This window comes from Pseudomonas faucium, from assembly GCF_021602585.1.
GTDB lineage: Bacteria > Pseudomonadota > Gammaproteobacteria > Pseudomonadales > Pseudomonadaceae > Aquipseudomonas > Aquipseudomonas faucium.
Genome location: NZ_BQIP01000033.1, coordinates 33,440 through 45,302, shown reverse-complemented (window position 1 = coordinate 45,302; position 11,863 = coordinate 33,440). Strand labels below are relative to the sequence as shown.

At 64.7% G+C, this 11,863-nt stretch carries 10 protein-coding genes; 9 read left to right on the top strand and 1 reads right to left on the bottom strand.

The genetic code is table 11. From position 1 onward, the window contains the following. Nucleotides 1–203 precede the first annotated feature (203 nt). From L6D75_RS25380 to L6D75_RS25345, 8 genes are all read left to right on the top strand, one after another. Nucleotides 204–1,511: a substrate-binding domain-containing protein gene (locus L6D75_RS25380; protein WP_176513182.1), complete on the top strand. Its 1,308-nt coding sequence runs from the start codon at nt 204–206 to the stop codon at nt 1,509–1,511. A gap of 182 nt (nt 1,512–1,693) precedes the next feature. Continuing rightward, nucleotides 1,694–2,917, top strand: a complete 1,224-nt coding sequence (locus L6D75_RS25375) for an SfnB family sulfur acquisition oxidoreductase (protein WP_176513184.1) — start codon at nt 1,694–1,696, stop codon at nt 2,915–2,917. A gap of 10 nt (nt 2,918–2,927) precedes the next feature. Next, entirely contained in the window at nt 2,928–4,301 is a 1,374-nt protein-coding gene (locus L6D75_RS25370; protein WP_176513186.1) for an LLM class flavin-dependent oxidoreductase, read from the top strand. Continuing rightward, nucleotides 4,298–4,963, top strand: a complete 666-nt coding sequence (locus tag L6D75_RS25365) for a methionine ABC transporter permease (RefSeq protein WP_176513188.1) — start codon at nt 4,298–4,300, stop codon at nt 4,961–4,963. The genes L6D75_RS25370 and L6D75_RS25365 overlap by 4 nt, the downstream gene beginning before the upstream one ends. Nucleotides 4,964–4,988: 25 nt before the next feature. Next, complete coding sequence (locus L6D75_RS25360; protein WP_176513190.1) at nt 4,989–5,768, top strand: MetQ/NlpA family ABC transporter substrate-binding protein; 780 nt, start codon at nt 4,989–4,991, stop codon at nt 5,766–5,768. Nucleotides 5,769–5,786: 18 nt separating this feature from the next. Continuing rightward, nucleotides 5,787–6,797: a methionine ABC transporter ATP-binding protein gene (locus L6D75_RS25355; protein ID WP_176513192.1), complete on the top strand. Its 1,011-nt coding sequence runs from the start codon at nt 5,787–5,789 to the stop codon at nt 6,795–6,797. A 162-nt stretch (nt 6,798–6,959) separates the two neighbouring features. After that, nucleotides 6,960–8,015, top strand: coding sequence for a TerC family protein (locus L6D75_RS25350; RefSeq protein ID WP_176513194.1), 1,056 nt, complete (start codon nt 6,960–6,962; stop codon nt 8,013–8,015). 180 nt (nt 8,016–8,195) lie between these two features. Continuing rightward, nucleotides 8,196–9,419 (top strand): MFS transporter, encoded by a 1,224-nt coding sequence (locus tag L6D75_RS25345; protein ID WP_176513195.1) that lies wholly within the window; start codon nt 8,196–8,198, stop codon nt 9,417–9,419. 47 nt (nt 9,420–9,466) lie between these two features. Here L6D75_RS25345 and L6D75_RS25340 read toward each other — a convergent pair whose 3' ends face one another. After that, the gene (locus L6D75_RS25340) at nt 9,467–10,696 is read right to left on the bottom strand and encodes an acyl-CoA dehydrogenase (RefSeq protein ID WP_176513197.1); all 1,230 of its coding nucleotides are present in this window, start codon (nt 10,694–10,696) and stop codon (nt 9,467–9,469) included. Between the two features lie 139 nt (nt 10,697–10,835). Here L6D75_RS25340 and L6D75_RS25335 point away from each other — a divergent pair, with 139 nt between their 5' ends. After that, on the top strand, nt 10,836–11,762 hold the full coding sequence (locus L6D75_RS25335; protein WP_176513199.1) for a LysR family transcriptional regulator: 927 nt from the start codon (nt 10,836–10,838) through the stop codon (nt 11,760–11,762). The last annotated feature ends 101 nt before the right edge of the window (nt 11,763–11,863 follow it).

The window sequence follows — 11,863 nt, the reverse complement described above, 5'->3', positions numbered from 1 at the left end:
TATCGGCGCTTTGGTGAAGGGGTGGGGCGAGGTCTCCCACGGTCTGTACTGCGGCTAACAGTCAGAATCGGCTTTGTCGTCCCACCACCCCTTCGAGTATCACCATACAAGCCGGCTTGCCGGCGATGGGGCCGCAACCGTCACATTTCGGTCACGCCGCTGTCGTAATCTGCCGGCCAACTCTATGCCAAAGGTAGCCCGGCATGCTGCGCCTGCTGCTCCTGCTCCTTCCCCTGCTGCCCCTGACGGCGCTTGCCGAACCCGCCCACCTGCGCGTGCAGGGCTCCAACACCATCGGTGCCGCCCTGATGCCGGCGCTGGTGCAAGGGCAGTTGCGCGCCCAACAGGCCAGCGCCATCGAACAACGCCCCGGTGCGCTGGCCAACGAGACCGTCATCACCGCCCACGACGCCCAGGGCCAGGCGCTGCGCATCGACATCGCGGCGCACGGTTCGAGCACCGGCTTCACCGCCCTGGGCCGCGGCGATGCGGACCTGGCAGCCTCTTCACGCCCCATCAGCGATGCCGAGGCGCAGCAGCTCAAGGCCCTCGGCGACCTGCGTGCGGCACGCGCCGAGCAAGTCATCGGCCTGGACGGCGTGGCGGTGATCGTCCACCCGGACAATCCCTTGCCGCAATTGAGCACCCAGCAACTGGCGCAGATCTATGCCGGGCAGATCCAGCGCTGGGAGCAGCTCGGCGTGGCCGGCGGCGCCATCCACCTGTATGCCCGCGACGACCGCTCCGGCACCTTCGAGACGTTCAAGGCCCTGGTGCTCGAGCCCCATCAGGCAACGCTGGCAGCCCAAGTGCAACGCTTCGAGGCCAGCGACGAGCTGGCTGCGCGAGTGCTCGCCGACCGCCAGGCCATCGGCTTCAGCAGCCTGGCGGCCGTGCACGGTGCCAAGGTGCTGGCCATCGCCGAAGGCGACGCCCCGGCCATGCTGCCCGAGCGCCCCTTGGTGGCCAGCGAGGACTACCCGCTGTCGCGCCGCCTCTACCTCTACCTGCCGGCCAACGCCAAGCCCCAGGCCAAGGCCCTGGCCGACTTCGCGCAGAGCCCGGCCGGCCAGGCCATCGTCGCCGAGCAGGGCTTCGTGTCCCAGCAGATCAATGCGCAGCCGGTGCCGGCCCAGGCCGACATGCCGCCGCGCTATCGCAGCCTGGCCCAGCAGGCCCAGCGCCTGAGCGTGAACTTCCGCTTCCAGGAAGGCAGCGCCAGCCTCGACAACAAAGCCCTGCGCGATGTGCAGCGGGTGGCCGACTACCTGCGCCAGGCAGGCAAGCTGCAAAGCAAGGCCGTGCTGGTGGGCTTTGGCGACCCCAAGGAAACCCCAGGCCGCGCCGCCCTGCTCTCGCGCCTGCGGGCCCAGGCGGTACGCCGTGAACTGGCGCGCGATGGCGTCGAAGTGCTGCAGGTGACCGGCATGGGCGATGAGCTGCCAGTGGCGGGCAACGACCTTGAGCAAGGGCGCCTGCGCAATCGCCGGGTCGAAGTGTGGGTGTACTGAGGCGCACAGCCGCGCCAGTGTTGCCGAGGGAACTGTTGCACGGCAGACAGCCCTTCAACACTTGTTCGTGCGGCGCAACACAAAGGCTGCGTTAGTCGCGCCAATCGCCTGATTTCAAAGGCATTTGATTCTGGCATGAGCCCTGCAGACATGGATTCAACCATCCAGTCTCCGAGGTCAACATGCCGACTGAAACCGTCTCTGCGCACTACGACATCCGCCACCCCAACGCCCACCTGATCGCCGACGACGACGAAGCCATCGCCATCGCCCACCGCGTCGCCGCCCTGCTGCGCGAAGGCGCCGCCGAGCGCGACCGCAACCGCGCGGTGCCCGCCGATATCGTCGATGCCTACTCCAACAGTGGCCTGTGGGGCATCACCGTGCCCCGTGAGTACGGCGGCGCCGAAGTGTCCTTCGCCACCCTGGCGCAGGTGATCGCCATCGTCTCTGCCGCCGACCCTTCGCTCGGCCAGATCCCGCAGAACCACTACTGCCTGCTCGAAGACATCCGCCTGCAAGGCAGCGAGGCGCAGAAGCGTTTCTTCTTCGACCTGGCCTTGAAAGGCAACCGCTTCGCCAATGCCCTTTCCGAAACCGGCGGCAAGACCGTGCAGGACATCAGCACCCGGCTGGTCGCCGAAGGTGATGGCTACCGCATCGACGGGCGCAAAGGCTATTGCACCGGCTCGCTGTACGCCCACTGGCTCGGCGTGCTGGCCCTGGACGAACAGGGCCGTGGCCAGCTCGCCTTCGTCCAGCGCGGCACCCCTGGGCTGGTGATCGTCGACGACTGGAGCAGCATGGGCCAGCGCACCACCTCCAGCGGCACGGTGCTGCTCGACGGCCTGCGCGTGCCGGCCTTCAACCTGTTCCCCAGCTACCGCTCCTATGAAGGCCCGACCCTGGCCGGCCCGTTCGCCCAGCTGACCACCGCCGCGATCGACGCCGGCATCGGCCGCGCAGCGCTGGACGACACCATCGCCTTCGTCCGCGAGCACGCCCGCCCGTGGATCGACGCCAAGGTCGAGCGCGCCAGCGATGACCCGTTGACGATCATCCAGGTCGGGTCCCTGGAGATCCGCCAGGAGGCCGCCGAGGCCCTGCTCGAACGTGCCGGCTGGGTCATGGACAAGGCCAAGCCCGCGCCCGACGAAGACAACGTCGCCGCCGCCTCGCTGGCCGTGGCCAAGGCCAAGGTGCTGACCACCGAAGCGGCCATCGAAGCCAGCAACCGCCTGTTCGAGCTGGGCGGCACGCGCTCTTCGCTGACCCGCCACAACTTCGACCGCCACTGGCGCAACGCCCGCGTGCACACCCTGCACGACCCGGTGCGCTGGAAGTACCACCTGGTCGGCAACTGGGCCTTGAATGGCATCAAGCCGGCCCGCCACGACTGGAACTGAGGCCCGCGCCATGACCAAGCAGATTCGCCTCAACGCCTTCGCCATGAACACCGTCGGCCACCTGTCGCCGGGCCTGTGGCGCCACCCGCGCGACCAGGCCACGCGCTACACCGATATCCACTACTGGGTGGAGCTGGCCCAAACCCTGGAGCGCGGCTGCATCGACGGCCTGTTCATCGCCGACGTGCTGGGCGTGTACGACGTATATGGCGCCAGCGCCGACGCGGCCCTGGCCAACGCCGCCCAGGTGCCGGTCAACGACCCGCTGCAACTGGTGCCGGCCATGGCCGCCGCCACCCGCCACCTGGGTTTTGGCGTGACCGCCTCGGTGTCGTTCGAGCACCCGTTCCCGTTCGCCCGGCGCATGAGCACGCTGGACCACCTGACCCAGGGCCGCGCCGGCTGGAACATCGTCACCTCGTACCTGGCCAGCGGCGCACGCAACCTCGGCCAGCGCGACCAGCTTAGCCACGACCAGCGCTACGCCCTGGCCGAGGAATACCTGCAGGTCTGCTACAAGCTCTGGGAAACCAGCTGGGAAGACGATGCGGTGTGCGCCGACCGGGCCAGCGGGGTGTACGCCGACCCGCGCAAGGTGCATGGCATCGAGCATGAAGGCACCTACTTCAAGGTGCCCGGCTTTCACCTCAGCGAGCCATCGCCGCAGCGCACGCCGGTGCTCTACCAGGCCGGCGCCTCCAGCCGTGGCCGGGCGTTCGCCGCCGGCAACGCCGAATGCGTGTTCGTCGCAGCGCCAACCCGCGCAGTATTGAAAAAGCAGGTCGCCGACTTGCGCACGGCCGCCGTCGCAGCGGGCCGGGCGGCCGACAGCGTGCTGGTCTTCGAGCAGCTGACGGTGATCGTCGCACCAACCGATGAAGCTGCCCTGGCCTTGCTGCGCGAGTACCGCGAATACGCCAGTGCCACAGGCGCCTTGACCCTGATGTCGGGCTGGACCGGCATCGACTTTGCCAAGCTGGAACCGGGCCAGGTGCTGCGCGAAGTCCCAAGCGAAGCCATCCAGTCCGTCGTCGAGGCATTCACCCGGGCCGACCCTTCGCGTACCTGGACCGCCGCCGAGATCGCCGACTACTGCGCCATCGGTGGCGACGGGCCGGTGCTGGTCGGTTCGGCGCAGACCGTGGCCGACCAGTTGCAGGCATGGGTCGAGGACACCGATGTCGATGGCTTCAACCTGGCCAGCGTGGTGGCCCCGGAAACCTTCACCGCCGTGGTCGACCTGCTGGTGCCGGAGCTGCAGGCGCGTGGGCTGTTCAAGCGCGAATACGCCCAAGGCACCCTGCGCAACAAACTGTTCGGCCAGGGCGACCGCCTGCGCGCGCCGCATCCGGTGGCGACGCTGCGCCAGGAGGCACGGCGATGAACGAGCTGCTGGCGAACCTGGACTGGGTGGAAATCCTCCAGGCTTGCATCGACACGCTGAGCATGCTCGGCGCCGCGCTGGGCTTCACGGTGCTGTTCGGGCTGCCGCTGGGGGTGCTGCTGTACCTCACCGGGCAACGCCAGCTGCTGGCCAATGCACCGCTGTATCGCGTGCTGTCGGCGCTGGTCAACGTGCTGCGCTCGCTGCCGTTCATCATCCTGCTGATCGTGCTGATCCCGCTCACCACCGTGCTCACCGGCACCTCGCTGGGGGTGCGCGGCACCATCCCGCCGCTGGTGGTGGGCTGCACGCCGTTCTTCGCGCGGCTGGTGGAAACCGCCCTGCGTGAAGTCGACCGGGGCCTGGTCGAAGCCAGCCAGGCCATGGGCGGCAGCATCCGCCAGATCATCTGGCACACCCTGCTGCCCGAGGCCCGCACCGGGCTGCTCGCAGCCGTCACCGTCACGGCCATCGTGCTGGTGGACTACACCGCCATGGCCGGGGTGATCGGTGGCGGCGGCCTGGGCGACCTGGCCATCCGCTTTGGCTATCAACGCTTCCAGACCGACGTGATGGTGGCCACCGTGCTGCTGCTGATCGTGCTGGTGCAGGCGCTGCAGATGGGCGGCGACCGCCTTGTTCGGCATTTCACCCGACGCTGACTCCAAACCCTTTCAGGACACTGCCATGAAAAAGACCCTTGCTGCCCTTGCCACCCTCATCGCCGCCAACAGCTTCGCCGCGCACGCGGCCGAGCACCTGGTGGTCGGCGCCACCCCGGTCCCCCACGCCGAGATCCTCGAGTTCGTCAAACCCACCCTGGCCAAGGAAGGCGTCGACCTGGACATCAAGGTGTTCAACGACTTCATCCAGCCCAACCTGCAACTGGCGCAGAAGAACCTGGACGCCAACTACTACCAGTACCGCCCGTTCCTCGATGACTTCAACAAGACTCGCCACACCGACCTGGTGCCGGTGGTCGGCGTGCACATCGAGCCGTTCGGCGCCTATTCGGCCAAGTACAAGCGCATCGCCGAGCTGCCCGATGGCGCCAGCGTGGCCATCCCCAACGACCCGGTGAACACCGGCCGGGCCCTGGTGCTGCTGGCCGAAGCCGGGCTGATCGGCCTCAAGGAGCCAAGCAACCCGCAGTCGACCCAGCGCGACATCACCGCCAACCCGCACCACTTGAAGATCCGCGAACTGGAAGGCGCCATGCTGGCGCGCTCGGTGAAGCAGGTGGACCTGGCGTTCGTCTTCGCCAACTACGCCCTGGAAGCCGGCATCGATACCAGCAGCGCGCTGATCGTCGAAAAGGGCAAGGACCTGTACGTCGAATACCTGGTGGCGCGCCCGGACAACCTGCACGACGAAGGCCTGCAGAAACTGGCCAAGGCGCTGAATTCGCCAGAGGTTCGCAACTTCATCCTGACCCGCTACAAAGGGCAGATCGCCCCGGGTTTCTGACCAGCGAGAACGTCACCCATGACCCGCTTTCCCCAAGAAGTTCTGGCTGCAACCGCGCAACTGCAAGTGCGCGGGGTGCACAAACGCTATGGCGACCTGCCGGCGCTGCAAGGCATCGATCTGCACATCCGCCGCGGTGAGGTGTTCGGCATCATCGGCCGCAGTGGCGCGGGCAAGTCCACCCTGCTGCGCTTGCTCAACCGCCTGGAAACGCCCAGCGACGGGCAGGTGTTGCTCGACGGCGAGGACATCGCCGCGCTCGGGACTGCCGGCCTTCGTAACTTGCGGCGCAAGGTGGCGATGATCTTCCAGCACTTCAACCTGCTGGCCAGCCGCACGGTCGCCGATAACGTCGCGCTGCCGATGCAGATGGCCGGTGTGCCGGCGCCGGAGCGCACCCGCAGGGTCAGCGAACTGTTGCAACTGGTCGGCCTTGCCGAGCGGGCCAATGCCTACCCGGCGCAGCTGTCGGGCGGGCAGAAACAGCGGGTAGGCATTGCCCGTGCGCTGGTGCTGCAACCGGACATCCTGCTGTGCGACGAGGCCACCTCGGCCCTCGACCCGCAAAGCACCCGCGCCATCCTTGCGCTGCTGCGCGACATCAACCAGCGGTTGGGCCTGACCATCGTGCTGATCACCCACGAGATGGAAGTGATCCGCGACCTGTGCGACCGCGTGGCCGTGCTGGAGCACGGCAGCGTGGTCGAACAGGGCGAGGTGTGGCAGGTGTTCGGGGCGCCGCAGCATGCGGTCAGCCAGTTGCTGCTGGGCAGCCACGAGCGCCCGCGCCAGGCCACGGACGAGGCGCACCTGGAGCTGCATTTCACCGGTGTGAAAGGCATCGAGCCGGACCTGGGGTTGCTGGCCGCCGCCCTGGGCTCGCAGGTGCGCCTGCTTGAAGGTTCGATCGAGCGCATACAGGGCCGGGCCTTGGGCAGGCTGCGCCTGGCGGTGGCCGGTGAGGCTGGTGCTGGCGAACTGCTGCAACGGGCGCAAGCCATTGCCGACCGGGCGCAGTGGGTGCCTTGACCGCCGCCCTGGCAGGCAAAGTTTTGTAACATCGCGCCATTCGGCATCACGCTTTATTGGGTCTAGGCTCAAATCCACGTGATACCGGGCCCCTCTGACGGCAACCGCGCCGCCATGTCGGATCACTGTTGCCAAGCAACGTCGACATTCAAGGAGGGGCTCATGACAGCTCTGCAGACATTCCTCACTTCACCTTTGCTCGGCACCAGCACCTGGTTGTGGCTGGTGTTTCTCACCATCGTCATTGCCTTGCTGGTGCTCGACCTGGGCGTGCTGCACCGCCAGCACCGCGAAATCGAAATGCGCGAGAGCCTGCTGCTGTATTCAGGCTATTTCAGCGTCGGCGTGCTGTTCGGCGCCTGGGTCTGGTACGAGCTGGGCGCGCAGTCGGCGCTGGAGTTCTACACCGGGTTCCTGGTGGAGCAGTCGCTGTCGATGGACAACGTGTTCGTCATGGCGATGATCTTCGGCTTCTTCGCCATCCCCCGCCGCTACCAGCACCGGGTGCTGTTCTGGGGCATCCTCGGCGTGGTGTTCCTGCGCGCGATCATGATCGGCGTGGGCGCAACCCTGGTGCAGAACTTCGAATGGGTGCTCTATATCTTCGGTGCCTTCCTGCTGTTCACCGGGGTGAAGATGGCCCTGTCCAAAGAAGACAGCCATCCGGACCTGGCCAACAACCCGATCCTCAAGTTCGTCCGCCGGCACATCCGCGTCACCGACCAGATCCACGGCGCGCACTTCTTCGTGCGCCTTACCCCGCCGGGCCAGAGCAAGGCACTGCGCTATGCCACGCCCTTGTTCCTGGCGCTGGTGCTGATCGAGTTGGCCGACCTGGTATTCGCCGTCGACAGCGTGCCGGCGATCTTCGCCATTACCCAGGACCCGTTCATCGTCTACACCTCGAACATCTTCGCCATCCTGGGCTTGCGCTCGCTGTACTTTGCGCTTTCGGCGTTGATGCACCGGTTTGTGTACCTCAAGTATGCGCTGGCCTTGGTGCTGATCTTCATTGGCTGCAAGATCTTCTACCACGGCATGGTCGGTAAGGTGCCGGCGCTGTTGTCGTTGGGGGTGACGTTCGGGTTGTTGCTGGGTGGGGTGGTGGTTTCGTTGATCAAGACGCGGGGAGAAAAACCGGCGGTGGAAGATGAATCGATAGTGAGCGAAAACGCTGCGCCTCAGGTGAAGGAAAAGGATCCCGAGTTGCGGACTTGAACCTTCGAAGTGCCACATCAAGAATCACGCATGGCTAGCAACCATGCGTGATTTGTTTTTCTAAAGCGGCCTTCACTACTCTCATATCATAAGAAGAAAAACCCTACATTATGAAAGATTGACTACCCCTCTCCAAATTCCTACTTTCTCATTCCCACCCCTCGGAATGAGACCAGGCAGTTGGATACCCTTAATAATCCCTATCGATGGGTGATCTTAGTTACAGCCACATTCGCTCAAGCCTGTGCCTGCTTCTTCGTCCAGGGCTTCGGCTCCATCGCATCGAATGTCAAGTCCGAGATGAGCCTCAGCGACTGGCAAATAGGCATGCTGATTTCCGCTGCACAATTGATCCCGCTGGCTGGCCTTCTGATTGCAGGCGAGCTGCTGGACAGATACAGCGAACGCTTTGTTGTAGGCATTGGCACATTGATCGTGGGCGCCTCGCTGTGCGCGGCCGCGCTGGCTGACGCCTATGCGCAACTGCTTATAGCGCTCATCCTGTTAGGCTTCGGTTACAGCACTGCCCAACCCGGGGGGAGCAAGTCCGTCTCCAATTGGTTCAAAGGAAACCAGCTAGGTTTCGCCATGGGTATACGACAAGCCGGACTGCCCCTTGGCGGCGCAATGGCTGCACTGCTGCTTCCATTCATTGCCATCCAATATTCGGTTCATGCAGCTTTCCTCGCGGGCGGGCTGATCGCCTTGTTTGGTGCGCTTGTATTCATGGCGCTTTACAAAACACCCCAAACACAACCCCGCATCGCAAAAAAACCGATCGATCTAAAGTTGGCGGCGCTGTCACGACTGTCGATGGCATCGCACCCTTCCATGAGAAAGATCATGTTGTCTGGTGCCAGCCTTACCGCCTCCCAGTACGCCATTTCGGTGTTTCTGGTGTTATACCTCCACACTTCGCTAGGCCTTGAAAATTCCGTTGCCGCCATGCTGTTCTTCGTGGTGCTGGGAGCCGGTATCGCGGGCAGAATTATCCTGGCGGCCTGGAGCGACCGTTGCAAGGCTGGACGGTACTACCCCGTGATGACTTGCCTGGGCGCGGTAACCGCCATCTTGGTAGTTTTACCCTTTCTGCAAACCCAGAACCTGGCAATCCTGAGTGCTTTCATGGCGGTGACGGGCTTCTTTGCCTACGGCTGGTATGGCCCTTGGGTGGCCTATATAGCAGAGACCGCTCCCGAAGATCGCAAGGGTTTCGCGCTGGGGATGGCCATGACAGCCAATCAGGTTTCCGTAGTTCTGATACCGCCGATCATTGGCCTATCGCGAGACAGCCTTGGCACCTATGCCTATGGCTGGGGAGCGCTGGCGCTGGTTTCTGTAATTGTGCTGTTCACTACCAGCACCTACAGAAACTGCGAAAAGACTGCTCAGAAAGAGTCCTGAACCAGCAATGCGGGACAACCCTTGCGCCTGTCCCGCAAAGCAATCAGCTACCGCCCGCTACGCATCATCTGCGCCGGCACATACTTGCCAATCTCATACTTGCCGATCGCCGCCCGATGCACTTCATCCGGCCCATCCGCCAAGCGCAAGGTGCGCTGCATCGCATACATGTACGCCAACGGGAAGTCGCCGCTCACCCCTGCCCCGCCATGCATCTGGATCGCCCGGTCGATCACCTTCAAGGCTACGTTCGGCGCCACCACCTTGATCTGCGCGATTTCGCTGCGGGCGACCTTGTTGCCGGCCGTGTCCATCATGTAGGCGGCCTTCAGCGTCAGCAGCCGCGCCATGTCGATTTCCATGCGCGAGTCGGCGATCTTGTCGACGTTGCCCCCCAGCCGCGCCAACGGGCGGCCGAAGGCGGTGCGGGAGACGGCGCGCTTGCACATCAATTCCAGCGCGCGTTCAGCCATGCCGATCGAGCGCATGCAGTGGTGAATGCGGCCCGGCCCCAGGCGGCCCTGGGCGATCTCGAAGCCGCGGCCCTCACCGAGGATCACGTTGTCGTAAGGTACGCGCACGTTCTCGAACAGCACTTCGGCGTGGCCGTGCGGTGCGTCGTCGTAGCCGAACACCGGCAGCGGCCGGACGATCTTCACACCTGGCGCATCGGTTGGCACCAGCACCATCGAATGCTGCTGGTGGCGCGGGCCATCAGGGTTGGACAGGCCCATGAAGATCATCACCTTGCAGCGTGGGTCGCATGCGCCGGAGGTCCACCACTTGCGGCCATTGATCACCCACTCGTCACCCTCGCGCACGGCGGTGGCGGCCATGTTGGTGGCGTCCGAGGAGGCCACGTCCGGCTCGGTCATGGCGAAGGCCGAACGGATCTCGCCGCGCAGCAGCGGCTCCAGCCACTGCTGCTTCTGTGCTGGGCTGCCATAGCGCACCAGCACCTCCATGTTGCCGGTGTCAGGTGCCGAGCAATTGAATGGCTCCGGCCCCAGCAGCGAGCGGCCCATGATTTCCGCCAGCGGCGCGTATTCCAGGTTGCTCAGGCCGGCGCCGTATTCGGACTCGGGCAAGAACAGGTTCCACAGGCCCTCGGCCTGGGCCTTGGCCTTGAGTTCCTCCATGATCGCGGTGGGCTGCCAGCGGTCACCTTCGGCGACCTGGCGCTCGAACACCGCTTCTGCGGGGTAGACATAGGCGTCCATGAACGCGGTGACACGCTCGCGCAGTGCCTGGACCTTGGGCGAATAGGCGAAATCCATCGGGGCTACCTTCACGGTTGGAAGTACATGGGCAGAGCCTAGAGCAGCCGGCCTCAATCCACCTAGTCTATTTTCTACGTGTATAAACATTCATAACCGATATATGATCGGCCGATAATTCCAACAAAGAGCGGCGCCCATGAACCTCAGCAAGGTCGACCTCAACCTGTTCATCGTCTTCGACGCGATCTACACCGAAGCCAACCTGACCCGCGCCGGGCAAATCGTCGGCATCACCCAACCTGCGGTGTCCAACGCGCTGTCGCGGTTGCGCGAAACCTTCAACGACCCGCTGTTCGTGCGCACCGCCCAGGGCATGGTGCCCACGCCCATGGCGCAGAACATCATCGGCCCGGTGCGCAACGCCCTGGCGCTGCTGCGCACCTCGGTGCAGGAAAGCCGCATCTTCAACCCGCAGCAGGCCAACAAGACCTTCCGCATCAGCATGACCGACCTCACCGAGGCGGTGATCCTGCCGCCGCTGTTCCAGCGCCTGCGTCGCCTGGCCCCGTCGGTGCTGATCGAAAGCTTCCTGTGCAAGCGCCGAGAAACCACCAAGGAGCTGGCCGCCGGGCGCCTGGACTTCGCCGTCGACGCGCCGCTGAACACCGACCCGCAGGTGCGTCATGTCAAGCTCATCCACGACCGCTACGTCTGCGCCCTGCGCCCGGGCCACCCGCTGGCCGACGCCAAGCTCACCCTCGATGCCTACCTGGGCATGACCCACATCCATATCTCCAGCCGCCGCAACGGCCTGGGCTATGTCGACCTGGCGCTGGGCAAGATGGGCGTGCAACGCAAGGTCGCCCTGCGCTCGCAGCACTACCTGATGGCCTCCCAGGTGCTGCAGCAGACCGACATGGCGATGACCGTGCCCGAGCGCTTCGCCCGCCGCCACCAGTTGCGCTACCACCCGCTGCCAGTTGACGTGCCGCCGCTGGAAACCCACCTGTACTGGCACGAAAGCACCGACCAGGACCCGGCCAACCGCTGGATGCGCGAGCAGATCATCGAGTTGTGCGAGCGGGTGGTGGCCGAAGAAGAACGGGCATTGGCGCCAGCTTGAATTAATTTCTACTTGGCTGACATAAAGGAGAAAAATTTTCTCCACCCAACCCCTCAAGCATCAAGAAAAGGACAAAACCATCTCGCCAAGCGCGGGTACGC